Source organism: Corticimicrobacter sp., from assembly GCF_040137905.1.
Lineage (GTDB): Bacteria > Pseudomonadota > Gammaproteobacteria > Burkholderiales > Burkholderiaceae_B > Corticimicrobacter.
Genome location: NZ_JBEFDG010000092.1, coordinates 1 through 25608 on the forward strand (window position 1 = coordinate 1; position 25608 = coordinate 25608).

Annotated in this window: 21 protein-coding genes and 1 tRNA gene; 10 read left to right on the forward strand and 12 right to left on the reverse strand. The window is 62.4% G+C overall.

The genetic code is table 11. From position 1 onward, the window contains the following. Together ABN482_RS15460 and ABN482_RS15465 are read right to left on the reverse strand one after the other, a co-directional pair. Nucleotides 1-1813, reverse strand: a 1813-nt coding sequence (locus ABN482_RS15460; RefSeq protein ID WP_349504818.1) for a methyl-accepting chemotaxis protein, incomplete at its 3' end; no start/stop codon positions are given. A 197-nt stretch (nt 1814-2010) separates the two neighbouring features. Then, entirely contained in the window at nt 2011-2511 is a 501-nt protein-coding gene (locus ABN482_RS15465) for a hypothetical protein (RefSeq protein WP_349504819.1), read from the reverse strand. Between the two features lie 138 nt (nt 2512-2649). Between ABN482_RS15465 and ABN482_RS15470 the strand changes: the two genes are divergently transcribed. Both ABN482_RS15470 and ABN482_RS15475 read left to right on the forward strand, forming a co-directional pair. Then, the gene (locus ABN482_RS15470; RefSeq protein WP_349504820.1) at nt 2650-4584 is read left to right on the forward strand and encodes a DUF8189 domain-containing protein; all 1935 of its coding nucleotides are present in this window, start codon (nt 2650-2652) and stop codon (nt 4582-4584) included. A gap of 138 nt (nt 4585-4722) precedes the next feature. Beyond that, nucleotides 4723-6039, forward strand: coding sequence for a methyl-accepting chemotaxis protein (locus ABN482_RS15475; RefSeq protein ID WP_349504821.1), 1317 nt, complete (start codon nt 4723-4725; stop codon nt 6037-6039). 62 nt (nt 6040-6101) lie between these two features. On the opposite strand, the gene ABN482_RS15480 is transcribed toward ABN482_RS15475, so the two are convergent. Then, a tRNA-Val gene (locus ABN482_RS15480) sits at nt 6102-6176 on the reverse strand. A 162-nt stretch (nt 6177-6338) separates the two neighbouring features. Between ABN482_RS15480 and ABN482_RS15485 the strand changes: the two genes are divergently transcribed. Continuing rightward, nucleotides 6339-7355 carry a hypothetical protein gene (locus tag ABN482_RS15485; RefSeq protein WP_349504822.1) on the forward strand — a complete coding sequence of 339 codons (1017 nt, stop codon included), beginning with the start codon at nt 6339-6341 and terminating at the stop codon, nt 7353-7355. Nucleotides 7356-7396: 41 nt separating this feature from the next. Here the strand turns inward: ABN482_RS15485 and dnaQ are convergent, their stop codons facing one another. Genes dnaQ through ABN482_RS15510 form a run of 5 tightly spaced genes read right to left on the reverse strand, consistent with a single transcriptional unit; the run spans nt 7397 to nt 13560 of the window. Beyond that, entirely contained in the window at nt 7397-8116 is a 720-nt protein-coding gene (gene dnaQ, locus ABN482_RS15490) for a DNA polymerase III subunit epsilon (RefSeq protein ID WP_349504835.1), read from the reverse strand. After that, complete coding sequence (locus ABN482_RS15495; protein WP_349504823.1) at nt 8116-11166, reverse strand: efflux RND transporter permease subunit; 3051 nt, start codon at nt 11164-11166, stop codon at nt 8116-8118. Before ABN482_RS15495 ends, dnaQ begins: the two co-directional genes overlap by 1 nt. Then, complete coding sequence (locus ABN482_RS15500) at nt 11163-12254, reverse strand: efflux RND transporter periplasmic adaptor subunit (protein WP_349504824.1); 1092 nt, start codon at nt 12252-12254, stop codon at nt 11163-11165. Before ABN482_RS15500 ends, ABN482_RS15495 begins: the two co-directional genes overlap by 4 nt. Before the next feature lie 47 nt (nt 12255-12301). Beyond that, nucleotides 12302-12790, reverse strand: a complete 489-nt coding sequence (rnhA, locus tag ABN482_RS15505; RefSeq protein WP_349504825.1) for a ribonuclease HI — start codon at nt 12788-12790, stop codon at nt 12302-12304. Next, nucleotides 12790-13560 (reverse strand): class I SAM-dependent methyltransferase, encoded by a 771-nt coding sequence (locus ABN482_RS15510; RefSeq protein WP_349504826.1) that lies wholly within the window; start codon nt 13558-13560, stop codon nt 12790-12792. Before ABN482_RS15510 ends, rnhA begins: the two co-directional genes overlap by 1 nt. A 14-nt stretch (nt 13561-13574) precedes the next feature. Here ABN482_RS15510 and gloB point away from each other — a divergent pair, with 14 nt between their 5' ends. The 4 genes from gloB to ABN482_RS15530 all read left to right on the forward strand — a co-directional run bounded on the left by gloB (nt 13575) and on the right by ABN482_RS15530 (nt 18200). Next, nucleotides 13575-14372: a hydroxyacylglutathione hydrolase gene (gene gloB, locus ABN482_RS15515; protein WP_349504827.1), complete on the forward strand. Its 798-nt coding sequence runs from the start codon at nt 13575-13577 to the stop codon at nt 14370-14372. 7 nt (nt 14373-14379) lie between these two features. Beyond that, a complete protein-coding gene (locus ABN482_RS15520) occupies nt 14380-15783 on the forward strand; it encodes a transglycosylase SLT domain-containing protein (RefSeq protein ID WP_349504828.1) in 1404 nt (467 codons plus the stop codon). A gap of 67 nt (nt 15784-15850) precedes the next feature. Further along, the gene (gene fabI, locus ABN482_RS15525; protein WP_349504829.1) at nt 15851-16636 is read left to right on the forward strand and encodes an enoyl-ACP reductase FabI; all 786 of its coding nucleotides are present in this window, start codon (nt 15851-15853) and stop codon (nt 16634-16636) included. 70 nt (nt 16637-16706) lie between these two features. Then, a complete protein-coding gene (locus tag ABN482_RS15530) occupies nt 16707-18200 on the forward strand; it encodes a sensor domain-containing diguanylate cyclase (protein ID WP_349504830.1) in 1494 nt (497 codons plus the stop codon). A 36-nt stretch (nt 18201-18236) separates the two neighbouring features. On the opposite strand, the gene ABN482_RS15535 is transcribed toward ABN482_RS15530, so the two are convergent. After that, nucleotides 18237-18683 carry a YbaN family protein gene (locus ABN482_RS15535; protein ID WP_109061523.1) on the reverse strand — a complete coding sequence of 149 codons (447 nt, stop codon included), beginning with the start codon at nt 18681-18683 and terminating at the stop codon, nt 18237-18239. 148 nt (nt 18684-18831) lie between these two features. On the opposite strand from ABN482_RS15535, the gene ABN482_RS15540 reads away from it, so the two are divergent. Both ABN482_RS15540 and groL read left to right on the forward strand, forming a co-directional pair. Further along, on the forward strand, nt 18832-19119 hold the full coding sequence (locus tag ABN482_RS15540) for a co-chaperone GroES (RefSeq protein ID WP_109061359.1): 288 nt from the start codon (nt 18832-18834) through the stop codon (nt 19117-19119). Between the two features lie 76 nt (nt 19120-19195). Further along, nucleotides 19196-20836 carry a chaperonin GroEL gene (gene groL, locus ABN482_RS15545; RefSeq protein ID WP_349504831.1) on the forward strand — a complete coding sequence of 547 codons (1641 nt, stop codon included), beginning with the start codon at nt 19196-19198 and terminating at the stop codon, nt 20834-20836. 136 nt (nt 20837-20972) lie between these two features. Here groL and ABN482_RS15550 read toward each other — a convergent pair whose 3' ends face one another. From ABN482_RS15550 to ABN482_RS15560, 3 genes are all read right to left on the reverse strand, one after another. Then, entirely contained in the window at nt 20973-23309 is a 2337-nt protein-coding gene (locus tag ABN482_RS15550; RefSeq protein WP_349504832.1) for a TonB-dependent receptor domain-containing protein, read from the reverse strand. A gap of 113 nt (nt 23310-23422) precedes the next feature. Then, nucleotides 23423-24418 carry a FecR domain-containing protein gene (locus ABN482_RS15555; protein WP_349504833.1) on the reverse strand — a complete coding sequence of 332 codons (996 nt, stop codon included), beginning with the start codon at nt 24416-24418 and terminating at the stop codon, nt 23423-23425. Between the two features lie 6 nt (nt 24419-24424). Beyond that, entirely contained in the window at nt 24425-24931 is a 507-nt protein-coding gene (locus ABN482_RS15560) for a sigma-70 family RNA polymerase sigma factor (RefSeq protein WP_349504834.1), read from the reverse strand. A 200-nt stretch (nt 24932-25131) separates the two neighbouring features. Between ABN482_RS15560 and ABN482_RS15565 the strand changes: the two genes are divergently transcribed. After that, the coding region (locus ABN482_RS15565) for a Tli4 family immunity protein (protein ID WP_502877318.1) at nt 25132-25608 on the forward strand (477 nt) is incomplete at its 3' end.

The window sequence follows — 25608 nt, forward strand, 5'->3', positions numbered from 1 at the left end:
CGGCAGGTGCCGCACCATGCTCGTCGAGCTGGAAGCTGCCGACCACCTGGGCCAGATGCGCCGCCTGATCACGCAGCATCTGCGCCGCAGCGGCCGACTCCTCGACCAGTGCGGCATTTTCCTGGGTGCCGCGATCCATCTGGGCCACGGCATGGCCAACCTCTGTGATGCCGGTCTGCTGCTCGCGGCTGGCCACGTTGATTTCGCCAACGATGGTCGTGACCCGCGCCACGCTACCGACGATCTGGTCCATGGTATCGCCCGCCTGGTGCACCAGCTCGCTGCCTGCGGAAATCTGCTGGACCGAGGCCTCGATCAATTGCTTGATCTCGCGTGCCGCCGTGGCACTGCGCTGGGCCAGCGTGCGCACCTCGCCAGCCACCACGGCAAAGCCGCGCCCTTGCTCACCAGCCCGGGCTGCCTCGACGGCAGCATTGAGCGCCAGAATATTGGTCTGGAAGGCAATGCCATCGATCACGCTGATGATATCCACCACCTTGCGCGCAGAGGCATCGATGCCATCCATGGTCGTGACGACGTTCTTGACCAGATCACCACCGTGGCCTGCCACTTCCGATGCCTGCTGCGCCAGGCCCGTGGCCTGCTGGGCATTCTCGGCGTTCTGTCGCACGGTGGCAGTCAGCTCTTCCATCGCAGCCGCCGTTTCCTCCAGCGAGCTGGCCTGCTGCTCGGTGCGGCTGGACAGATCCGCCGAGCCGCTGGCGATTTCTTCGCTGGCATGACGCACCGACTCTGCCGACGAACGGATATCACGCATCACGGCCGCGATCTTGCCGACAAAATGGTTGAAGGCTCCGGATATCTGCGACAGTTCGTCCTTGCCTGTAGCAGGCAGGCGACGCGTCAGATCGCCCTCCCCCGAGGCGATATCCTCGAGCGCATCGCGCACCCGGCTCAGGCCGCGCAGCCGGTGCCGGACAGCATAGACCAGCAGCAAGGTTGCCAGCACCAGACACAGCAGGGTCACGCCGACCGAGGCATTGACCAGCTTGCTGACTGCGCTCATGGCCTGCACGTGATCCACCGCCACGATCAGCGTCCAGTCCGTACCGGCCACGGGCGCTGCAAACAGGCGCTGCTGGATGCCGCCAAATCGCACCAGTCCGGTCTCGCCGGAGCGCACCATATCCTGCACGCGTGCCAGCGTCAGATCCGGTGTGAGCGTGGTCAGCGGCTTGAGCGCCAGCGCCGCATCGGGATGCGCGAAGATATTGCCACTGCCATCGATCATGAAGGCCAGGCTGGAATCCGTAGGCCTGATCAGCCCCACCGCAGCCGCAATGCTGTCCAGGAGCAAATCCGCACCGAAGACTCCGGCCACCTGCCCGTTGACACGAAAGGCTTCCACCAGGCTGATGCACAGTTTGCCCGTGGTGGCATCGACATAAATCGGCGTAACGACGTTGCCGTTGGCTGCCGCACCCTGCTTGTACCAGGGGCGCTGCGTGCCATCGTACCCGGCCGGCATGTCGTGCAGGAACAGATGGGAACCATCCGCATACACGATATAGGTATCGTCAAAACCGCCGGCATCCTTGACTGTGCGAACAAAGAGTTCGGGATCAGGCTGTGTCGCACCGTATTTGAGTGAAGAGACAATACGCTGCTTGGACTTGACCTGCTCGGAGAGCTCGTGCGCCGAGTTGCGGGTTATACGCCAGAGGCCGCTGTCTATCGACTCTATCGTATCGTCGCGTACCAGCAGAAACGAAACAGAGGCCAGGATAATCAGCGACACCGCCGTAATGGCGATGCACAGCAGAATGAGCTGATTGCGAATCGAATGAAACATGGACTTTCCGATGGTTGAATCTTGGATCCGGTCAACCGGCTGCATCATCAAGGCCCGACCGGCAAAGGGCACAGGCGCACATGATAGTGTTCTGCAACCAGCGACAATCAGGCGAACTGGCGCGGTTTCCCCCCGCTTTAATTAATATTTGCTAACATTATTTCAAATAAAGCATCATAATTTCACAATGAAACGATTTATTTCGACATCAGTTTCATCACTTCCGTTTTCTGCGTATCGTTCAGACTCATGCTGTTCATGAGCTTGTTGAGCGTGACCGTTGCACTGACCAACGCACCAGAGAGCGAACCAATGGTCATCTGAATGGCTGCCATACGGGCCTTGCGCTCATCATCACCCAGCGCCTGATCGGCCATCACCGCAACCAATTCCTGCTGTTTTTCACGTAGTCGCGCCTTGATTTCCCGGATCATTTTGAGCATCTGCTTGATTTCATCCGGCAGGCTGCTCGAGTCGATATCATCGCCATTATCAGCCGTCTGCCTGGCCCGGTTGCTGGCATACAACGCCTGCCCACTGCCGGATATGTGAACGGCCCCAGCCTGGCCGGCCCCTGCCATCGCCTGCCCGGCCCGGCCATCGGCCTCATTCGCCACCGAGCCCAGCCGCTGACCTGCCGCCTCCTGCTGCCTGGTCGCAGACATGACCAGCCTGTTCAGCAAAGTATTGACGTCCATTGATGCTCCTGTTGCGAGTCATGTATGTAGGCCCTTGATAACGGCATTTCTTCGCACTTTTTTACCAGACGCCGGTAACGGCGCTATAGTAAGCGCCGCCCCTTCGGCCCAATCCGTTGCCTCTGCCGCACGCACATCATGATTCCGACTTCTGCCCGTCGCTCCCTGGTCAACACCCTGATCTGGCTCTGCGGCACCTGGCTTCATGGTGCAGCCTTTGCGGCAGAGACTCCGCCTGCTGACTGTCATGGCATACGCGACCTGGTCGTCGTCGCTCACATGGATGACGACCTGCTGTTCATGAATCCGGATATCGACGCCACCCTTGCTGCAGGCGGCTGCGTGCGTACACTGTATATGACCGCCAGCGAGCGCAATGACGGTGCCCCCTACATGCGCAGCCGTGAAAGCGGCGTACGGGCAGCCTACGCCCGCATGGCAGGCGCACCGGACAACTGGTCGATGCAACTGGAGACCGTCGCTGGCCGTCCATTCGCCAGCTTCACGCTCGAATCCGATCCCCGCATACAACTCTGGCACATGCGATTGACCGACCCCTGGCTAGGCAAAGGCTGGGGCAGCCTGACCCCACTGAGCCAGGCAGAATCGATCCCAGGCCAGAGCGTGGCCACCCTGGCCCTGCCTCCATCAACCTATACACGCCAGGGGTTGGTCGACACGCTTGCGCAACTGATCCGTGAATATGCACCCACCGTCATCCGGCACATGGATGACTCCGTCGCCATCCCCTATGCCAGACTGTGCTGGCGCTGCAGCGGACACGACCATCCAGATCATATCTCCAGCGCACGACTGACCCGCGAGGCCACCCTGCTGGCTCCCGGCCCCTACGCCCGGATCGGTTATGTGAACTATCCCACGCAGGAGCGTCAGGCCAACCTGTCCGATAGCGAAACCGCACGCAAAACCGACATTTTCCGGCGCTATGCCTGGCAGGACAATCGTTATTGCCCGGCCGGCCCCGACTGCAACAGCCCGGCCGGCCCCACTGCCGCCTGGGTGGCCCGCATCTACTATGTCACGCCACCGGACGGCACCGCCAGCCTGTTGCCGGGCACCGCCGGATCGCTGCAACTGCTGGGCACGAACCAGTACGACAACACCCCCCATGTGTGGCAATCTGCCACCGGTCAATGGCAGTCGCTGGGCGGACGCCCCATTGCCCACCCCATGAGCGTCCGGTATCCAGATAATTCGACCGGCATCCTGGCACTGGATGCCCAGGGCCAGCTCTGGGGCAACGACTCAGACAGTACCCACGCCTGGCATGGCTGGCAACGCCTCGCCGGCTTTGCCCAGAGCCACCCGCCCGCCATGAGCCAGGAAGGCACGCCGGCACTGGTTGCCCTGGATCACCAGGGACAAATTCGCTGGACCGAAACCCGTGAACGCAGCCATCGCTGGCGCGAGGCTGCGACCTTGCCGCCACTGGCTCATATCCGGACAGAAATGGCCCTGGTCCGTGACCAGTCCGGGCGTCTGGCTGTTTTCGCCCAGGATCGGGCGGGTGCACTTTTCGTATTGCACCAGACAGCTCCCAACAGCCTCGAATGGCAGCCATGGCAACGCCTCGACACCCCTGCCAGCAATGGCGGACTGGCAGCCCTGCGCAATGCGCAGGGTGCCATTGAACTCTACTTTCGCGACCAAGCCAGCCAGCATCTGCTGCGCCTCACACTCACCCTGGACGACCAGAAGCAGGTCACTGACCTTGGTGTGGCCTACAGAGGCTCGCCCGCTGTTGCACTGGATATGCACAACACCAGCACAATCGCCGTCAGAGGCACCGACCAGGATGCGCTCTGGGTCATCTCGGCCGGCGTGGCACATCGGCTCGGCGAAAAGTTGGCATCCTCTCCCGCATTATTGCGACAACAGGATGGGCTGCATCTGGCGGCACGCCTCGCGGACACACGTCAAGGCTATCGGATCTGGGTGCAGCGTCCACAAGGATGGAAAAGACTGGATACGGTTCCTGCTCCTTCGGAATCTCGTGGCACACCTTTTGCGACCAATGTCGAACGCAGACAGGTCTTTCAAACATTGAAATAACGTGGCAAGATATTGCCGTCCCGCTTTCTCACCGGCCTCGACTGGCGGCATGGCGCATGGGCACCGCACGCATCAGAGCAGACCCCAGCATCTCACTCTCCAGCCTCAGCAGTGCCACATCATCCGACGGAGGAAGCCATGGCGCAGGGCATTCTGGATCGCATTTTTCCCTCATCAACCGGCCTTGATCGGCGCAACATGGAAGGCCAGATCGCTGCCATCCACAGATCCCAGGCAGTCATAGAGTTCTCGCTGGACGGCATCATCCTGAATGCCAACGACAATTTTCTAAATACCATGGGGTACAGCCTGGGCGAAATACAAGGCAAGCACCACGCCATGTTTGTCGAGCCCGAGATACGCACCTCCCCGGTCTATCTGGGATTCTGGCGCAAGCTGGCCGCCGGGGAAAACGACTGTGGACGCTATCGTCGGGTGGCACGCGACGGGCGCGAAGTATGGCTGCAGGCCAGCTATACCTCCATACTCGACAACGACGGGCAACCCGTCAAGGTCATCAAATACGCCACCGACATCACGCTGCAGCAACGCCGCATGGCCGATGCCGAAGGGCAGCTTGCCGCCATCTCCAAGGTCCAGGCCATCATCGAGTTCGGCCTGGATGGCACCATCCTGCGCGCCAACCCGCTATTCCTGCAGGCAACCGGCTACCAGGAACACGAAATCGTCGGGCGTCACCACAGCATATTCGTCCCCGAGGCAGAAAGGAACAGCCCACGCTACCGCGAATTCTGGCGTCGCCTGGGCGCAGGAGCCTACGAAACCGGGCGCTACCTGCGCATCGGCCGGGATGGCCAGCCGATCTGGATAGAAGCCAGCTACAACGCCATCCTCGATCCGGACGGCCAGCCCTTCAAGGTCGTCAAGTTCGCCACCGACATTACCGCCCGGGTGCAGGCGGCACAGACCTTGCGGGAAGCGGTGCGCGACCTGACCGAGAATGCAGAACAGGCCACGCGCGCAAACGAACTGGCGCGCGCCGCCTCGGAAGTGGCCGAAATGGGCGGGCAGACCGTGACGGAAGTCGTCAATACCATGGGGGCCATCACGGAAAGCTCGCGCCGCATCTCGGACATCATCGGCGTTATGGACGGCATTGCCTTCCAGACCAATATCCTGGCACTCAATGCCGCAGTGGAGGCGGCGCGTGCCGGAGAACAGGGACGGGGCTTTGCCGTGGTAGCCTCCGAGGTCCGCAACCTGGCACTCAACAGCGCCTCGGCAGCCAAGGAAATCAAGGGCCTGATCAACACCTCGGTAGAACAGGTCCGCAGTGGCGCAGTCCATGTCCAGGCTGCCGGCACCACCATGCGCGATATTGTCGATTCCACACACAGGGTGACCGAGATCATGGGCATCGTCGTCGACAGTTCGCTGACCCAATCCGCCGCGCTGAGCCGCATCACCGAGGATCTTGACCAGACCGGCGGCTGACAGGCCTTGGCAGGCATGGAAAAGCAAAAAGCCTCGGCATTGACCGAGGCTTTTTTTGTATCTGGTGGGCAGTACAAGGTTCGAACTTGTGACCCCTGCCGTGTGAAGGCAGTGCTCTACCACTGAGCTAACTGCCCAGATAAGAAAGAAACTATAGCACACCAGAAATTCTTGTGCAAGCGGGAACACCTGCCCAGATGCCGGTTTTCTGGTCGAATCCTGCCGTTGCCTTTCGCACTATGCTGTCAAGGCCTGGGCATGTTGCACAGGCCGCGTTTTTCATACATAAGCTTCAACCCATGACCGCCTTGCTTTCACGTTCTGCCAAATCCCTCCTGCTGGCCTCGTCCCTGTTCCTGGGCCTGTCGTCGGCCGCCCAAGCCCAGACAGCGCTTGAATGCGGAGTCTACAAAAGCCCTGACACCAGCTACCAGATCCGTGTCCTGAGCAGCAACCTGATCCAGAAAACCGGCCTGGGCAGCCCTGAGCTGCTCTACTACGCCATCGAAGGCGACAAACTGTCCTATTTCAATATTGATCTCGACGGCGGCGACACGTACAAACTCCCTGCGGACGGCAAGTCCATCGACGTGGGATTCGACTTCGTCTACAGCCTTCAGGAAGCGGCACCCTGCGCCGCCCCCACTCAGTTCCCCGAAACCAAGGTCTGGCCATTGTGCTGGAAAAGCGACCTGATGACCTGCCTGGAGGCATACGGCGCAACCTCCCTGCAGGAACTGGAATCGATGTGCAACAGCGGCATGGCATTTGCCTGCAAACGGCTGCCCGATGCCTACCGTGAAGCAGCCGGCATCGAATCCAGCCTGTTCGGCAAGTCGGACCCCCTGCCCGACGCAGCCATTGCCTCGCTGCGCAACGCCTGCCTGAATGGCATTTCAGCCAGTGTCTGCAATACGGTCGCGGCTGAAGCCTGGAACGCGGGTCGCTATCTGGACGTGCGCGAGATCGTGCAACATACCTGCAACGCACCCATCGGCGACAGCGATGCCTGCGCAATTGCAGCAAGCCTGTCCAAACTGACCCCTGAGCTGTTGGCACAACCCGCTCCGGCCAGCCTGCCCCAAGGTACGTTCACGGCCCCCGTGGGTGCCGTGCGCGAACTGATTTTCGGTGCGGATGGCATCGTCAAGGACGGTGACGGCTTCATCACCATGCAGGCACGCCAGGAAGACGGCCTGATCCGCATGCAGCACAACAAAGGCGGGGATTTCGAGTTCAAGCCGCTGGGCGACCAATATCTGCTAGGCCTGGATTACTGGAATCAGTTGGCCCTGTTCTCACGTACCGGCGACTGAGTATCGGCAAAGAAGATCTGGCCCATGACGGGCCAGCGCCGTCAGACCTGCGCTGACGGCAAACTGCGCCAGGTACACTCGCCGCCCACGGCCTTGTCCAGCTCGGCCAGGTAGGCTTCGTGCGCAGCCAGTTCCTCGGCATTGGCCGGCAACACCCGCAACGACGACAGATCAAGGCTGCCGACCCGCAGGCCAGCCGCACCCGCGTCGGCACCGGCATCATCGATATCGATCACCAGCGAATTCTGGCCACGCGTCATGGCCAGCCAGACCTCGCCCAGCAACTGCGAATCGAGCAGCGCGCCGTGCAGGGTACGGTGTGCGTTGGAAATTTCGTAGCGGTCGCACAGCGCATCCAGCGAGTTGCGCTTGCCCGGATGCATCTCGCGAGCCACCTTGAGCGAATCGGTGATGCGCAGGCAATGATCAATCAGCTTGCCGCGCCCCAGGCGAGCCAGTTCGGCGTCGATGAAACGGGTATCGAAGTCGGCGTTGTGGATGATCAGCTCGGCATCGCTGACGAAATCAATGAAGTCATCCACCACATCTTCAAAGCGCGGCTTGTCGGACAGAAAATCGGTGGTCAGTCCGTGCACGGCCAGCGCACCAGGATCACTGTCGCGATCCGGATTCAGGTACTGGTGGAAATCGTTGCGGGTAAAACGGCGATTGACCATTTCCACCGCACCGATTTCGATGATGCGATGTCCCTGGGAGGGTTCGAGACCCGTGGTTTCGGTATCGAGGATGATCTGTCGCATCATGACTCCATGGTTGCTTCGATATGGCTGCGGCGCGGTGCGATCAGGGTATAGACTGCCGGCACCACGAACAAGGTCAGGATTGTACCCAGCGTCAGGCCACCCACGATCACCCAGCCGATCTGCTGGCGCGATTCGGCACCGGCACCGGCCGCCAGCGCCAGCGGTACCGTACCCAGCACCATGGCACCGGTGGTCATCAGGATGGGGCGCAGCCGCATGACGCTGGCCTCGATCACGGCATCGAACAATTCATGCCCCTGATCACGCAACTGGTTGGCGAACTCGACAATCAGGATGCCGTGCTTGGTGATCAGCCCCACCAGCGTGATCAGGCCGATCTGGCTGTAGATCGACAGCGACCCGCCGCTGAGCCAGAGCGCCAGCAGGGCACCGGTCATCGACAAGGGCACCGACAGCATGATGATCAACGGGCTGCGCCAGCTTTCGAACTGTGCAGCCAGCACCAGATAGATGAAGGCCAGCGCCATCGCGAACGCCAGGTAGATGCTGCCGGACGAATCACGGAACTCCCGCGACTGGCCATCGAGGTCGGTCTGCACGGTGGCCGGCAGGTGGATTTGCGCCAGGCGATCCATTTCGGCCAGCACCTCGCCCATTGAATAGCCCGGCGCGACGGCTGCCTCGATCTTGGCTGCCCGCAGCCGGTTGAAGTGATTGAGCGACTGCGCCGAGACGCCTTCGCGCACAGCCAGCAGGTTGTCCAGCTGCACCATGCCCCCCTCGCGGGTACGCACATAGATCCCGGAGATATCGTCTGGCCGCGCCCGCTCCAGCGGCTTGACCTGGACAATCACGTCGAACTGTTCACCATCATCCTTGTAGCGGGTGATCTGGCGCCCGCCCAGCATGGTTTCGAGGGTACGGCCAACCGTGGCGACATCGACGCCGACATCGGCCAGCTTGTCGCGATCGACCTCGACGCGCAGCTCGGGGGTATTCAGGCGCAGATCGCTTTCAAGGTTGATCAGTCCGGGATAGCGTGACAGCTCACCCATGAAACCATCGACCATGCGGGCCAGTTCGGGATAGGAAGCCTGGCTCATGACGATGAATTCGATGGGCCGCGAACTGGCCCGCAACCCGAACGACGGCGGGTTGTTGATATAGATGCGCGCCCCCGGCAGCTCGGACACTTCCGACCGCAGGCCCGAGGCAATGTCCTGCTGGCGCGCCTCGCGCTCGCTCCACGGCTTGAGATTGAGGATGGCCATGCCGTTGGAGACGGTCGGAAAGCCCGCGATCACCCGGTAGCTCTCCCCTTCGGGAATCTCGCGATACAGGTCCTCCACTTCCAGCAGACTGTCGAGGGTGTACTTGAGCGTGGCACCTTCAGGAGCCGTGACCGAACCGAACACCACGCCCCGGTCCTCGACCGGCGACAGTTCGCTCTTGATGTGCGTGAACAGCCAGCCACCAGCCAGCGACACCAGCACCCCCGCCACGACGATCCAGCCACGTGCGGCCAGTGCAGCGGTCAGCCAGCGCCGATACAGGTCGTTCCAGCTATCCATCCACCGGCCGATCCAGGCCTGCAGGCGATTCTGCCGGGTCGAATGGCGCAACAGCGCCGCGCACATCATCGGCGTCAGGGTCAGTGCCACGAAGCCCGACACCAGTACAGCCCCGGCCAGCGCCAGGGCGAACTCGATGAACAGCCGGCCGGTCCGGCCGGTGGCGAAGGCCAGCGGCGCATAGACCGTGACCAGGGTCAGGGTCATGGCCACCACCGCAAAACCGATCTCGCGCGCCCCCATGATGGCAGCCTGGATGCGCGGCACGCCCTCTTCGATATGGCGATAGATGTTCTCGAGCATGACGATGGCATCATCGACCACCAGGCCGATGGCCAGTACCATGGCCAGCAGTGTCAGCGTATTGATCGAGAACCCGAACAGATACATCAGCGCACAGGCCCCCACCAGTGACACCGGGATGGTCACGATGGGAATAAGGCTGGCCCGCACACTGCGCAGGAAGAAGAAAATCACCAGCACCACCAGCGCGATGGCCTCCAGGATCGTCGCATAGACCGCCGCGATGGACTCTTCGATGAAGACGGACGTGTCGTAGGACACGGTCAGCAGCATGCCTTCCGGCAGGTTGGTATTGATTGCCTCCACCTCGGCCCGCACCGCCTTGGACAGGTCCAGCGGGTTGGCAGTGGATTGCTTCATGACGCCGATATTGAGTGCCGCCTGGCCATTGAAGCGCGACAGCACACGCTCGTCGGCCGGGCCGATTTCCACATCGGCGACATCGCCCAGGCGCACCAGATAGCCACCGGCGTTGGCGAGTACCACATCGCGGAACTGTTCGGGCGTGCGCAGGTCCGTGGACGACACCACCGAGAACTCGCGATTGACCGACTCGATGCGACCGGCAGGAATCTCGACATTCTGGCTGGAAAGCGCATTCTGCACATCCTGCACGGTCAGGTCATAACCTGCCAGCTTGTCGCGATCGACGTACACACGCATGGCCGGCAGGCGCTCGCCGAACACTCGCACCTCGGCTGCCCCCGGCAGCACGGACAGCCGCGTCTTGACGTAGCGATGCAGATAATCCGAGGCATCGACAGTGGACAGCACACCGGACTGTACCGAGATATAGATCACCGGCTGCGAATCGGCCTCGACCTTGCCGATGATCGGCTCGTCGATTTCATCGGGCAGGAAACGGCGGGCCCGCGAAACCTTGTCGCGCACTTCGGCAGCGGCCGCATCGGGATCGCGCGACAGATCGAAGCGCACATCGATGAAGCTGCGCTCGGAACGGCTGCGCGAGGTCATGACATTGACGCCCTCGATACCTGCCAACTGGTCTTCAAGCGGTTTGGTGACCTGCGACTCGACCACCTCGGCGGACGCCCCCTTGTAGTCGGTGCGCACCGAAACGATCGGTTCGTCGATCTGAGGATACTCCCGCACGGTCAGCCGCGAATAGGAAATCAGGCCGATCAGCACGATGGCCAGCGTCAGCACGGTGGCAAACACCGGGCGGCGGATGCAGATTTCGGAAATCTTCATTCGCGCGCCTGTACACGCACAGGCGCACCATCACTGATGCGCTGCAATCCGGCCACGATCACGGCATCGCCGGACACCAGGTCGCCGGACACCTCGACCATGCCGTCGCGGCGCTGCCCCAGCGTGACGGCGACCTGGCGTGCCTCGTCATCCGCAACCACATAGACATATTGGCCGTCGCCCGAAGGGGCCAGCGCCGCCTCGGGCACGGCCAGCCCCTGGTAGGACGACAGCAACAGCGCCACACGGGCAAACAGGCCGGGCCGCAGGGCACCATCGCCATTCTCGACCTCGGCGCGCAACCACACGGAGCGACCATTGGCATCCACGGTTGGACTGATGGCAAAGACGCGACCCGTACGGGTCTGCCCCGGCAAGGCATCGACCTGTATATCGAGTTGCTGGCCTTCGGCCACATGGGCCAGATATTGCTCGGGCACCTTGAAATCGAGTTTGAGCGGGTTCAGCGCCTGCAGTGCCACCAGATCCTGGCCTGCCGTCACGTAATCGCCCACCGAGACACTGCGCAGGCCGATCACGCCGTCGAACGGGGCACGCAGCACCGTCTTGTCGAGCCGGACGCGCGTTGCCTCGAGCGCAGCCTGCTGCACCCTGAGCTGGCTGGCGGCATCGTCGAGCGCCTGCTGGCTGACAAAGCCCTGCCGGCTCAGTTCGCGGGCCCGGCCATGCTGGCTGCGAGCCAGGGCCAGAGCCGCATCGGCCTGGGCCAGTTCGGCACGCGCCGTGGCATCATCGAGCCGGAACAGGACCTGCCCTTTCTCGACTGGCTGCCCTTCGCGAAAACCGATGAACTGGACCCGGCCCGCCACTTCAGGCCGCAGCACCACTGATTCATCGGCGCGCAGGCTGCCCACGGCCGTCAGGCGCTGGGTGAAGTCCTGGCTGCTGACCGGCACCACCCGTACCGTGACGGGAGCCTGTCGGACAGGTGCCGAAGCGGCAGGTTGCCCGGCAACGGTGACGGCATCCGTCACAGCGGAGCCGTCAGGCGCGAACCGGATGCCCAGTGCGACACCGACTGCCAGGGCCACAACGACGGCCAGGCCCCATAAGGTATGTTTTTTCATGAATATTCAAATCATTCCGCAAACTGCACTTTAGCAGCAATCACAGGCTATCCGGCATGTCCGGGCGCACGCCCCAGTGCCACGTCGACCCCCTGGTTGGCCAACTGGTCGGCACGTTCGTTGCCCGGGTCGCCGGCATGCCCCTTGACCCACTGCCAGCGCACATCATGACGGGCAACCTGCTCGTCCAGCCGCTGCCAGAGATCGACATTCTTGACCGGTTTCTTGTCGGCGGTTTTCCAGCCGCGCCGCTTCCAGTTGGGCAACCATTCGGTCATGCCCTGCTGCACATAACGGGAGTCCGTATGCAGCACCACTGCGCAGCGCCGCCGCAGCGCACCCAATGCCTCGATCACCGCCAGCAGCTCCATCCGGTTGTTGGTCGTATCGAGTTCGCCGCCATAGAGGGTTTTTTCGTGTGCCCCATAGCGCAGCAATGCGCCCCATCCACCCGGCCCCGGATTGCCCTTGCAGGCACCATCGGTCCAGATATCGACCTTGCTGGCAGCATCCTGGCCCGTTGTCTGCGTACTCATTATTGTGCCCCCCGCGTCGAGGAAGCCACCGGTACTGCGCGCCGCACCGTGCGTCGACGCCGCTTGCGTTTCCAGGCAGGCGTCACCAGCGTCATGCCCCCCACCCGCTTGACTGCAGACACGGCATAGACGCCACCGCCGGGAGCCCACCAGCGTTCGCCGGCCGCATCGAGAAAACGCCAGCGCTGCAGCCAGCGTTCCGAGCGGCAGCCCGGCGCAAAACAGCCCAGCCGCCCCTTGCCAGCCTCGAACGACAGCAGCTTGAACCAGTCCCGCAGCCGCAGCAGCGAAACCAGCCGCGCGCTCTGCTGCGGCAAATAGGTCCCGAACGGCAGCCAGGAGGCCATGCCCCACAGGCTCCACGGATTGAAGCCGGTCACGACGATGCGCCCTTCCGGCATCAGTACCCGCTCGGCCTCGCGCAGGACCGCATGGGGATCCTCGGCCCATTCGAGCGTATGCGGCAGCACCAGCAGGTCCAGGCTCTGGCTGTCGAATGGCAGGGCCTCGGGCCGTGCCACCAGCAAGCCTGCGTCAGACGAGGCACCCGACAGGCCGTCCCAGTCGGCCACGACCACCGTTTTGCCTGAAATCCGGTTATTCTGCAGGGTATCGAACCCTGGCAGGCCGATCTGCGCAGCCTGGAAGCCGAACACATCCGCGACGATATCGTCGATCTGCCGCTGCTCCCATTCCAGGGCATAGCGGCCGGGTGGCGTGTCGAACCACGCCGTCAGATTTACAATAGGGGGTTCGCTGCCTGCCGTCACACCGTTTCCTCTTGATGAATACCTTTGCCCATCCTCACCTGCTGGCCTTGCCCGCGCTGTCCGACAACTATATATGGTTGTGGCATGCGGGACGCCACGCCGTGGTGATCGATCCGGGCGAAGCAGCGCCCGTGCAGCGGGCGCTCGACGAGCATGGGCTGCAACTGTCCGCCATTCTACTGACACACCACCACCATGACCATGTCGGCGGCGTGACCGAATTGTCACACGACAGCCGCATCCCTGTGTATGGGCCGGCCAGGGAATCCCTGCCTCGCTGTGACATACGCGTCCAGGGCGGCAGCCGGTTCACGCTCGCTGCGACAGGCCTGGACTGTATCGTTTACGACGTACCCGGCCACACGGTCGGGCATGTCGCCTACCTGGCCAGGCCCGACCAGGGCCCCGCACTGCTTTTCTGCGGCGACACCCTTTTCTCCGGCGGCTGCGGGCGACTGTTCGAAGGCACGCCGGCGCAGATGCTGGCCTCGCTCACGCAATTTACCAACCTGCCCGGCGACACACTGGTCTGCTGTGCACACGAATACACCCTGTCCAATCTGAAATGGGCAAGGGCCGTCGATCCTGGCAACGACGCCCTGCAAGACTGGCAGCAACGTGCCGCGCACCTGCGCGAGCAAGGCCTGCCCACCCTGCCCGTGCCGCTGGCGCGGGAGCTTGCCATCAACCCATTCCTGCGCACCGGAGAACCGGCCATCCAGCAGGCAGCCCGCCTCTGGGCGGGCCATGCCCTGGACAGCGAAGTCGAGGTTTTTGCTGCCCTGCGCGAATGGAAAAACCAGTACAAATGAAGCACCCATGATGCACCTTTCCCTTTTTTCCCGACTGATTGCCTGCGGCCTGCTGGGCTGTGCGGCACTGCTTTCCGGCTGTGCCAGCGTCCAGCGTACCGATGGCAACGCCGATGCGGGCAGCGAGCGCGTCCTGCGCGCGCACGTGACCCAGACCAGCACCGGCCGCCTGATCGCCACCGACACCTCCCGCACCATTGACCTCACGAATCCGGCCGCCGACATCTGGGACCGGATCCGGCGCGGCTACGCCATTCCCAACCTGGACACCCCGCTGGTCGAACAGTGGACGCAGTACTACGCCGCCCGCCCGGAGTCGGTCCAGATGATGGCGCAACGGGCAGGCAAGTTCCTGTTCCACATCGTCGAGGAAATCAACCGCCGCGGCCTGCCCACCGAACTGGCCCTGCTGCCCTTTGTCGAAAGTGCCTACAACCCGGCCGCCTATTCGCGCGCCAAGGCCGCAGGACTGTGGCAATTCATCCCCAGTACCGGCAAGAACTTCAAGCTGCAGCAGGACTGGTGGCGCGACGAGCGGCGCGACCCGATCGCCTCCACCAATGCCGCGCTCGATTACCTCGAGTACCTGTTTGACTTCCAGGGCGACTGGTATCTGGCGCTGGCCTCCTACAACTGGGGCGAAGGTGCCGTTCGCCGGGCCATGGAAAAGAACGTCGCACTGGACCAGCCGACCGACTACATGTCGCTGACCATGCCCGATGAAACCCGCAACTACATTCCAAAGCTGCAGGCCATCAAGAACATCATTTCCGACCCCGAGCGCTATGCCATCGCGCTGCCCGAGGTCCAGAACGAGCCCTACTTCGTCACCATCCGCAAGCAGCGCGATATCGATATCGCGCTGGCCGCCCGCTTCGCGGAAATGCCGCTCGACGAGTTCCAGGCGCTGAATCCTTCCTACAACCGTCCGGTCATCCTCGGTCGCCACCAGCCCACGCTGCTGCTGCCCATCGATCGTGCACCGATCTTCGAAAGCAACCTCGCCGCCCACCAGGGGGCCCTCACCTCCTGGCAGACCTACCAGAGCAAGCGCACCGAAACCCTGGCCAGCATCGCCCGAAAATTCGGCATCACGGTCGCCCAACTGCGCGAAATCAACGATCTCGGACGGCGCGAGAACAGCGCCGGTGGACGGGCCCTGCTGGTGCCGTCCCAGGGTCAGGCTCAACTGGCCTCGCTCGAGCCGGTCGCCGTACCGGCCGGCACCACGCGCAGCACCTCGGGCAGCAATACCCGCTACCACCAGGTGCGCAGTGGCGACACCCTGTTCGGACTGGCGCGCCAGTACGGCACGACCGTCGAAAATCTGCGTTCGCTCAACAACATCAAGGGCAATAACCTGCGGATTGGTGCCCGTTTACGCATTCCAGGCACACGAATCCGTGGCTAAACCGCAAACGGCTGATAGAATGCCGACTTCCGTAATCTGATAGCAAGTACGAAAAAGGAACTCCAGCATGGGCTTTCTTGCCGGCAAACGTCTCCTGATCACAGGCGTCATCTCCAATCGCTCCATCGCCTACGGGATCGCGAAATCCTGCCACGAGCAAGGCGCAGAGCTCGCCTTCACCTACGCGGGCGACCGCTTCAAGGAGCGCGTGGAAGAACTCGCCGCCGACTTCGGCAGCAACATCGTCCTCCCCTGTGATGTCGGTGAAGACAACCAGATCGAGGATCTGGTTCGCGATCTGTCGGCCCGCTGGGACGGACTCGACGGTCTGGTGCACGCCATCGGTTTCGCACCGCGCGAAGCCATCGCCGGCACCTTTCTCGACGGCCTGTCGCGCGAGAACTTCCGTATTGCCCACGATATCTCGGCCTACAGCTTCCCGGCCCTGACCAAGGCGCTGCTGCCCATGCTGCAGGGTCGCCCCTCCTCGGTGCTGACGCTCAGCTACCTGGGTGCCGAAAAGGTCGTGCCGCACTACAACACCATGGGCCTGGCCAAGGCCTCGCTCGAAGCCAGCGTACGCTACCTGGCAGCGGCCCTCGGCCCCCAGGGCATCCGCGCCAACGGCATCTCGGCCGGCCCGATCAAGACGCTGGCCGCGGCAGGGATCAAGGACTTCAACCTGATCTTCAAGTTCGTCGAGACCTACGCACCGCTGCGCCGCAACGTGACCATCGAGGATGTCGGCAACACGGCCGCCTTCCTGCTGTCCGACCTGGCTGCGGGCATCACCGGCGAAATCACCCATGTCGACGGCGGCTTCTTCGCCACCGTGCCGGGCATGGATCGCTGAGGCAGTCGCTCTTCAGTACGACAGACGTACAAAACCGCCGCAAGGCGGTTTTTTTATGATGAAAAACCACATGCCACGTCTTCAGCCGCTTTCTCGAATCCGGACCCGGACACTCTGGCTCTTCTGCAGCGCCCTGTTTGTGGTGTTCTTTCTCATGAGCTGGAGCAGCTATTACGTTGCCCAGCGCTCGATCAACCGCCAGATCGAGGAAAATTCACTGCCACTGACCAGTGATAACGTCTATTCGCATATCCAGCGCGATCTGGTACAGCCGATCTTTGTCGCCTCGTTGATGGCCCATGACACCTTCGTACGCGACTGGGCATTGCAAGACGCGCCTGACACCGCGCCCATGCAGCGTTACCTGGCTGAAATCGATCGTCGCTTCGGCACGGTGGTGGCGTTTTTCGTGCTGGATCGTACGCGCCAACTCTACTTGCCAGACGACGACAGCCACGTCATCGACGTGCACAGCCCACGCTATGCCTGGTACGAACAGGTCAAGGCACTACCGGCAGCCCAATCCTATCTGGTGACGGTCGGCGAAGATCCCGAGCGCCCTGGAAAATTCGATATTCTCATCGACCACAAGGTGTTCGACTACCAGAACAGGCTGATCGGCGTCACGGGTGTCGGCCTGCCGCTGGAGCAGGTCCGGGCACTGATCGACAGCTATCAGCAGCGCTACCAGCGTACCATCTACTTCACTGATCGAAATGGCCGCATCGTCCTGGGCAGTGCCAGCCTGGAGACGATCGGCCAGCCACTCCAGGCACAGCCTGGCATGCAACCCCTGGCCGCTCGCCTGCTGTCCTCGCCTTCCGGCAGCTACAGCATCGTAAAGGATGGAGAAAGGGTCTACATCAATGCCCGCCTGGTGCCCGAATTCGACTGGTACCTGATCGTGGAGGAACATGTCACGCCTTCGCACGATGCCATTTTCCGGACCTTCCTGGTCAACGTGGCGATTGCTGCTGCCATTACGCTGCTGGTACTGGCCATCAGCCTGCTCACCCAGGGCCGCTACCAGCGCCGCTTGACCCGCCAGGCCAGCGTCGATCCGCTGACCGAGGCACTTAACAGGCGCAGCGCCGAGGAAATGCATGCCAGGCTGCGCGACGAATGCCAGCGACGTGGTGTGCCACTCTCCATCCTGGTACTCGACGTGGATCATTTCAAGCAGATCAATGACCGGCACGGTCATCCGGCGGGGGACATGGCGCTGCGGCACCTCGTGGATCGCATACGGCAGCACATGCGCGATGGTGATGCCGTCTGCCGCTGGGGTGGAGAAGAATTCGTGCTGCTGCTGAACGGCTGCAGCCAGGAGGGCGCGCTGGCGCTGGCCGAACGTATCCGTCTCAGTCTGGCACAGCAGCCCCTGCAGGCCGGCGAACAGCAACTGTCCCTGACCATCAGCGGCGGCATCACGGAAACTCGCGACAACGAACCACTGGGCAGCGTGGTCCAGAGAGCCGATACGGCGCTGTATGCCGCCAAGCACGCAGGGCGCAACCGGATACACGCGGCACCGGCCATGCAGGCATCCGACAGCAAGTCATGACAAAACGCTGCTCCTGCCCGGACAGCGCGCGCCCTCTCAGTCTGCCGAGGGTTCGGGACGGCGCACCAGCCAGACCAGCACGCACAGCATCACCAGCGTAAGCGTGACGGCCAGCCAGGTCTGCGGAATGTTGTAGAACATCACCACGGCACTGAGGCTCATGCAGATGCCCGCCATCCACTTGGCGCGCCGCGACACCTTGCGACCGGCATGCCAGTTCCAGAGCGATGGCCCCAGCAGCGGATGATGCCAGAGCCAGGCGTACAGCCGGGGCGAGCATCGCGCCGCAGCCCAGGCGGCCGCCAGCAGGAAAACCGTGGTCGGCATGCCCGGCAGGATGGCACCGATGATCGCCAGCACAATGCAGATCACCGCCAGCACGCCATAGCAGAATCGCATCCACGGACTGCGGCTCAGACGCACCACGTCCGGTATGGGAGGAGCAGCAACCTTTTGAGATCGCTCGGTTTTCTGACGTGGCATGGACATTGGTAACAAAATGCGTCAACGCTCTTGAAGCGTCGGTTTTCGTCCCTATAATTAGCACTCGATGCAGGTGAGTGCTAAACACTCCCTGCTCCTGACAATCCGGTCATTATTTCATTTTCTTCACCATCACAGGAGTTTATCCATGGCCCTGCGTCCCCTGCATGATCGCGTGATCATCAAGCGCCTGGACAACGAGCGCACCACTGCCTCCGGTATCGTTATCCCCGAAAATGCCGCTGAAAAGCCCGATCAGGGTGAAGTCATCGCTGTCGGCCCGGGCAAGCGCACCGAAGACGGCAAGCTCCAGCCGGTCGACCTGAAGGTCGGCGACAAGGTCCTGTTCGGCAAGTATGCCGGCCAGACCGTCAAGGTTGACGGCCAGGAAGTCCTGGTCATCCGCGAAGAAGAAATCCTCGCCGTCGTCGAGTAATCTCGTCCGGCATACCGAGACAGCGCGCCCTTCTGGCGCGATCTCCCGATAAACGTATTACTGCAAGGAATTCAACATGGCTGCTAAGCAAGTCCTGTTCGGCGATGAAAGCCGTAGCCGTATCGTCAATGGCGTCAACATCCTGGCCAACGCCGTCAAGACGACCCTGGGCCCCAAGGGCCGCAACGTGGTGCTGGAGCGCTCGTTCGGTGCCCCGACCGTGACCAAGGACGGTGTCTCCGTCGCCAAGGAAATCGAACTGAAGGATCGCTTCGAGAACATCGGCGCGCAACTGGTCAAGGACGTCGCATCCAAGACCAACGACAACGCCGGTGACGGCACCACCACGGCAACCGTGCTGGCCCAGTCGATCGTCCAGGAAGGCCTCAAGTACGTGGCCGCCGGCTTCAACCCCATCGACCTCAAGCGCGGCATCGACAAGGCTGTCGCCGCTGCCGTCGCCGAGCTGAAGAACCTGTCCAAGCCCATCACCACCAGCAAGGAAATCGCCCAGGTCGGTTCGATCTCCGCCAATGCTGACGCCACCATCGGCCAGATCATCGCTGACGCGATGGACAAGGTCGGCAAGGAAGGCGTCATCACCGTCGAAGACGGCAAGTCGCTGGAAGACGAACTGGATGTGGTCGAAGGCATGCAGTTCGACCGCGGCTACCTGTCGCCCTACTTCATCAACAACCCCGACAAGCAAGTTGCCGCCCTGGATGACCCGTTCATCCTGATCTTCGACAAGAAGATCAGCAACATCCGCGACCTGCTGCCGGTGCTCGAGCAAGTGGCCAAGTCCAGCCGTCCGCTGCTGATCATCGCCGAAGACGTCGAAGGCGAAGCCCTGGCAACCCTGGTGGTCAACAACATCCGTGGCATCCTGAAGACCGTGGCCGTCAAGGCTCCCGGCTTCGGCGACCGTCGCAAGCAGATGCTGGAAGACATCGCCATCCTGACCGGCGGTACGGTGATCTCCGAAGAGACCGGCCTGTCGCTCGAGAAGGCAACCCTGGCCGAGCTGGGCCAGGCCAAGCGCATCGAAGTGGCCAAGGAAAACACCACGGTCATCGACGGTGCCGGCGATGGCAAGAACATCGAAGCCCGCGTCAAGCAGATCCGCACGCAAATCGAGGAAGCCACTTCCGACTACGACCGTGAAAAGCTGCAAGAGCGCGTGGCCAAGCTGGCCGGCGGTGTTGCCGTGATCCGCGTCGGTGCTGCCACCGAAGTCGAAATGAAGGAAAAGAAGGCACGTGTCGAAGACGCCCTGCACGCCACCCGTGCAGCCGTTGAAGAAGGCGTGGTCGCCGGCGGCGGCGTAGCCCTGCTGCGCGCCAAGCAAGCCATTGCCAACCTGAAGGGCGACACCGCCGACCAGAACGCCGGTATCCAACTGATCCTGCGTGCTGTCGAATCGCCCCTGCGTACCATTGTCCAGAACGCCGGCGAAGAAGCCAGCGTGGTGGTCAACAACGTGCTGGCCAACAAGGGCAACTACGGCTACAACGCAGCCACCGGCGAGTACGGTGACCTGGTTGAGCAAGGCGTGCTGGACCCGACCAAGGTCACCCGCACCGCCCTGCAGAACGCCGCCTCGATCGCCAGCCTGCTGCTGACGGCCGAAGCTGCCATCGCCGAGCTGCCTGAAGACAAGCCCGCTCCCGCCATGCCCGGCGGCGGCATGGGCGGCATGGGTGGCATGGACTTCTAAGTCCCTTCCGCCTGAGCACGGTGCCGGCTTCGGCCGGCATCGCGTACATGCAAAAAAACGGCACGGGTCGCTCCCGTGCCGTTTTTTCATGTCTGCCCGGCCCCCTGTACCTGCTGTGCCGGGTAATCCATCCCGCCTAGAACGCGACATTCACCCCCAGCACCGCATGGAAGCCGGGCTCCGGCAGCGGGCTTGACGGACTGAACGGGCTGGCGATCTGGTAGCTGCGATCCAGCAGGTTACGCAGGCTGAGCGTTACGCTGTACTCATGCTCCTTGCCTCCGGCGAGGCCCACCGTGGTATTGAGCGTGTACCAGGAATTGGTGCGGTCCTTGACGTTGCCATTGGCCTGCAGCGTATAGGCCCCCTTGCCGGCCATGGCATTGAAGTCGGCAAACAGGGTTCGTCCGCCGCTGAGGGGCTTTTCCCAACCCACGCCCAGCGTACCCCAGGCTGGCGAGCGGCTGCTGTGGCGCGTCTTGAAGCCGTTCTTGTCTTCCGTTTCATAACGCAGCAGGTTCAGGTTGCCGTAGACCGAAAAGCCGCTGCGCCCAAAGGTATAGTCGGCAGCCAGCTCTGCCCCCCAGCTGCGCGCCCGGTCCACGTTGTAGGCCTGCCAGCGGGTCGGCCCGGTCGAGACGATCTCATTGAGAATACCGTTGCGAAAGGTGCTGTGGTAAAGCGTGAAATCGACATTCAGGTCCTGCCCGGAATAGCGCGCGCCCAGTTCGAAATTGTTTGATTTTTCCGGTTTCAGGTCGGGATTGGGAATGATCACCCCTGAGCCGATCATCATCTGGGTCAGGTTCGGTGCCTTGAAGCCCTGCGAGAACAGGGCACGCAAGGCCACGTCCTCGATCCCCCGATACACCAGCCCCATGCTGCTCACGACGTTCGAATAGCTCTTGCTGTCAACCCGGTCCGGATTGGCGGTATCGCGATCCAGGGAAGTCCGGATCCAGGTCTGGCGCACGCCTGCCGTAAAGGTCAGGTCGGGCGTCAGGCTCCATTCATCCTGGGCAAACAGCGCGGTCGTGCGCAATACCCCCTCGGAAACATTGTGTACGGGCAGGTAGTCATGCTTGTCCATGCGGATATGATCGAAATCCAGGCCCACCGACAGCAGATGATCGTCGAACATCGCCCAATCGGTCTGCAGCGAACCGCCCCAGGCTTCGTGCCGGTATAGATGGCGGCCGCTGTAGACACCGGTCCTGTAGCTGTAATAGTCGAATCCCTTGTCCAGCTTCTGGTAGTAGACATTGGACTTCAGGCCCACCAGATTCTCCCCAAGATCGCGCATGTCCAGCGCCAGCACATAGGCATCCCGGTCATTTTTGGGGACTTCCGAGATCGTGGTGCGCTCGGCCGGATCGGCAGGCCGGTAGCGGCCATCGGCATCGGCGATGACAGGGGTGTAGTTGTTGCTGCCCCGGAAACGCTCGGCCGTGAACTGCAACGAACCGTTGTCCCACTCGTAGCCGACCAGCCCACGCACGCTGCGCTGCCGGTAGCTGCTGTTGAAGAGGGTGACGTTGTCGCCAGCCTTGCGGTCGTCGGCATTCAGGCCACTGCCCGTGACCCGGTAGTACAGGCCGTGGCTGCTGCCATACAGCGACAGGCGAGGATCGAAGCTGTCGGTCGAGGAGTCGGCGATCAGGCCGATGCTGCCGCCCAGTGGCTCCGGCCCGCCTTTCTTGGTAATGATGTTGATGACACCTCCGATCGCATCGGAGCCATACAGCACCGACGCCGGCCCCTTGATCACCTCGATACGCTCGATATCAGCCGTGTTGATGGTAAAGCCGGCACCCGCCGTATTGCGGATCTCGGGCTGGCGTATGCCATCGACCAGGATCAGCGTCGCACCGGCAGAATGGCCACGGATCATGATACGCCGGTCACCTGCCACATTGGCCCCGCCGAGCTGTACCCCCGGGATGGCGAGCAACTGATCACCGACATTGCTGTTGGGCATGCGGGTGAAGTCCTCGCCCCCCACCACACTGACCGACAGCGGAATATCCATCAAGTCATGCTCGGTACGCGTCGAGGTCACGATCACCGGCTGCAGACTGGCCGGCGCGACCAGGACATATTGCCCCTGGGCATTGCGCAGCGCCTCCAGCCGCGTGCCTTCCAGCAGCCGGGCAAATCCCGCCTCGACAGTGAAGCCCCCCGCCAGGCCTGGGCTTTGCAGGCCGCGCGTCAGTGCCGCATCGGTGGACAGCGTCACCCCTGCCTGTGCGGCGAACTCGGCCAGCACCTGCCCCAGCGGGCCTGCCGCGATCCGGTAATCCTGGATAGCCTGTGCCGCAACCGCCTGTGCCCGCACCGGCAGGCTGGCACTGCACAGGCCACCGATCACGAGCGCGCTCCACAATAACGTGCCAACCCACTGCGGTGCCCTGTGCGGCGTCCCCGCAACCGACGCCTCTTCCTTTCTGGAAATATTTCCGTGCTTGATTTGCATTACAGCTTCCTGTGATGTTCCCGGACATGCGATGCCTGTGCATCGCTCCTGTCTCTTAGCCGAACGAAGCCTTCGAAACACAAACCCCCTGGGCAAAAAATATCGACCCCGCCTCAGGCGATGGACGACACCCGCACCAGATAGCGACTCAAAAAACGTACCTGTACCGGATGCGAGCCGGCCAGGCTCTGCAGCGACAGCGCCACGTCATCCAGCCGATAGCTGCCGGTGACGCGCAGGTCAGCCACCGCCGCATCGCAACTGATATAGCCCGCATGGTAGCGACCGATTTCCTCCAGGAAATCGGCCATTCGCATGTCCACGACGGCCAGGATGCCGCGTGTCCAGGCATCCAGGTTGTCGGCAACCGGCTGCACAGGCTCGGCCTGCCGCTGCGACCAGCGGGTCTGCTGGCGCGCTTCGACCCGCACTGGCCGGGCCATGTCGGCCACAGGTTCAACCTCGACCGCCTTTTCGAAGACAGCAACCTGCACCGCATCCCCATCGAGCAAACGCACGCTGAAGCGCGTCCCCAGTGCCAGCACGCTGCCCTGCGGCGTCCCCACCCGAAAGGGTCTGTGGATGCCACCGGCAAGCGCATCAGGCCCCGTCCGGACCAGGATTTCGCCTTCATGCAGCCAGACCAGCCGCTGCCGCGCATCGAACCGGATATCGACAGCCGTACGGGTATTGAGTTCCAGCAGGGAACCGTCCTCCAGCACCAGACTGCGCCGCTCGCCCGCTGCAGTGGCATAGTCGGACTGCCAGCCGGGCTGGCGACGTACCGTCAGCACCCCCAGGCTGACGGCCATCAATGCCGCCAGCGCGCCCACAGCCTGGCGGCGCTGGCGACCCCGCGTACGCAATACAGGCAGCGCCAGTTCGGGGGGCACCTTGCCGAAGCGACCAGCCATATCCAGGGCCAGGCTCCAGGCGCGCCGATGCTGCTCGCTGGCTTCCAGCCACTGCGTCAGAGCCTGCGATTCAGCAGCGCCAAGCGCCCCCTCGCGGACACGGACCAGCCAGCCCGCGGCTTCCTCCAGCACCGAACGCTCCAGGGCAGAGCCAGCGGCAGTAGAAGAGACAGCGGTTTCGGGCCTGTGCTGCATGGGTGTCTAGGATCGATCCGTGGCCAGCACGAGGCATTCGGTATAGGCACGCACCAGATGCTTCTTGACCGTAGGCAACGACAGTCGCAAGCGCCGTGCGATATCGACCTGGCTCAGCCCCTCGATCTGTGCCAGCAGGAAAATATCCCGGGTCCGCGCACCAAGCCGGCAAAGCAGCCTGTCGATTTCCAGCAGGGTTTCGACCAGAATGGCATGCGTCTCCTGGGAAATGGTTTCCGGCTCCGGGTAGACGGCCAGGGCATCCAGATAGGCCTGCTCGATGGCTCGTCGCCGAAAGCGATCGACCATCAGCCCATGGGCAATGGTAGTCAGATAACTGCGCGGCTCGGCCAGGATGATGCCGCCACGCCGTGCCAGCACGCGCATGAACGTATCATGTGCCACGTCTTGCGCATCGAACCGATCCCCCATCCGCCGGCACAGCCATTTGTACAGCCAATCGTGATGATCGCCGTACAGGGTCGCAACAGGATGAGAAAAATCGGAAGGCATGTCGGCAAGCGTGCCAGGAAGCGCTAAGAAAATATGGCGTACGGCTGAAAAATAATCATTAACGATTTTATCATGCAGGCAGCGCAAAGCCTGTGCCATATCGGCAGCTCCGGACAGGAGCACGGTTACAATTCCCCGTCGGGGCCATCCAGGCCGCAGCAATCTGCCGAAAGCAATTTTGGCCCCAGCCGGAACAAGAGATGAATCGATGGATACGCACAGCGGCGGCAGCATGCCTGGCCGCAGCAGCGGGGTTGCCTGCCCACGGCATGCCACTCGATGAACAGGCATCACCGATCGACCGGACTGACTGGCAAACACATTGCTTCGGGCGCTTCCTGATCGACCTGCCGCCGCGCACCGAAGTGCTTGACGCCTATTTCATGCACGGCGCGAGCATCAACCGCCTGGAAGATACGCCCAGCACCTTTGCCGCAAGGATCCAGACCCGTCAGGAGATGCTGGAACATTCCCCCCATGACGGCGGGAAAGGCCAACTGTTTGTGCGACGAGTCGCGCATACGGAAGGCGGCGTCAGTCTGATTTCCTGGAAAAACCCACCGCATTCGGACGGGCAGGTCATCGATACCTATTTTGCCGCCCCCAGGCATGGTCATGCGTATTATTGGCAAACCGAAATGATGCCGGGGGATCTGGACGCGATACTGGATACCGCA

Excerpts from the sequence above, each read along its gene's own strand:
- ABN482_RS15500 (WP_349504824.1), bottom strand. The coding sequence starts at position 12,254 with ATGAAAAAACATACCTTATGGGGCCTGGCCGTCGTTGTGGCCCTGGCA.
- ABN482_RS15555 (WP_349504833.1), bottom strand. The coding sequence starts at position 24,418 with ATGCAGCACAGGCCCGAAACCGCTGTCTCTTCTACTGCCGCTGGCTCT.
- ABN482_RS15550 (WP_349504832.1), bottom strand. The coding sequence starts at position 23,309 with ATGCAAATCAAGCACGGAAATATTTCCAGAAAGGAAGAGGCGTCGGTT.
- fabI (WP_349504829.1), top strand. The coding sequence starts at position 15,851 with ATGGGCTTTCTTGCCGGCAAACGTCTCCTGATCACAGGCGTCATCTCC.
- rnhA (WP_349504825.1), bottom strand. The coding sequence starts at position 12,790 with ATGAGTACGCAGACAACGGGCCAGGATGCTGCCAGCAAGGTCGATATC.
- ABN482_RS15470 (WP_349504820.1), top strand. The coding sequence starts at position 2,650 with ATGATTCCGACTTCTGCCCGTCGCTCCCTGGTCAACACCCTGATCTGG.
- ABN482_RS15560 (WP_349504834.1), bottom strand. The coding sequence starts at position 24,931 with ATGCCTTCCGATTTTTCTCATCCTGTTGCGACCCTGTACGGCGATCAT.
- ABN482_RS15535 (WP_109061523.1), bottom strand. The coding sequence starts at position 18,683 with ATGCCACGTCAGAAAACCGAGCGATCTCAAAAGGTTGCTGCTCCTCCC.
- ABN482_RS15465 (WP_349504819.1), bottom strand. The coding sequence starts at position 2,511 with ATGGACGTCAATACTTTGCTGAACAGGCTGGTCATGTCTGCGACCAGG.
- groL (WP_349504831.1), top strand. The coding sequence starts at position 19,196 with ATGGCTGCTAAGCAAGTCCTGTTCGGCGATGAAAGCCGTAGCCGTATC.
- ABN482_RS15475 (WP_349504821.1), top strand. The coding sequence starts at position 4,723 with ATGGCGCAGGGCATTCTGGATCGCATTTTTCCCTCATCAACCGGCCTT.
- ABN482_RS15495 (WP_349504823.1), bottom strand. The coding sequence starts at position 11,166 with ATGAAGATTTCCGAAATCTGCATCCGCCGCCCGGTGTTTGCCACCGTG.
- gloB (WP_349504827.1), top strand. The coding sequence starts at position 13,575 with ATGAATACCTTTGCCCATCCTCACCTGCTGGCCTTGCCCGCGCTGTCC.
- ABN482_RS15485 (WP_349504822.1), top strand. The coding sequence starts at position 6,339 with ATGACCGCCTTGCTTTCACGTTCTGCCAAATCCCTCCTGCTGGCCTCG.
- dnaQ (WP_349504835.1), bottom strand. The coding sequence starts at position 8,116 with ATGCGACAGATCATCCTCGATACCGAAACCACGGGTCTCGAACCCTCC.
- ABN482_RS15520 (WP_349504828.1), top strand. The coding sequence starts at position 14,380 with ATGATGCACCTTTCCCTTTTTTCCCGACTGATTGCCTGCGGCCTGCTG.
- ABN482_RS15540 (WP_109061359.1), top strand. The coding sequence starts at position 18,832 with ATGGCCCTGCGTCCCCTGCATGATCGCGTGATCATCAAGCGCCTGGAC.
- ABN482_RS15530 (WP_349504830.1), top strand. The coding sequence starts at position 16,707 with ATGCCACGTCTTCAGCCGCTTTCTCGAATCCGGACCCGGACACTCTGG.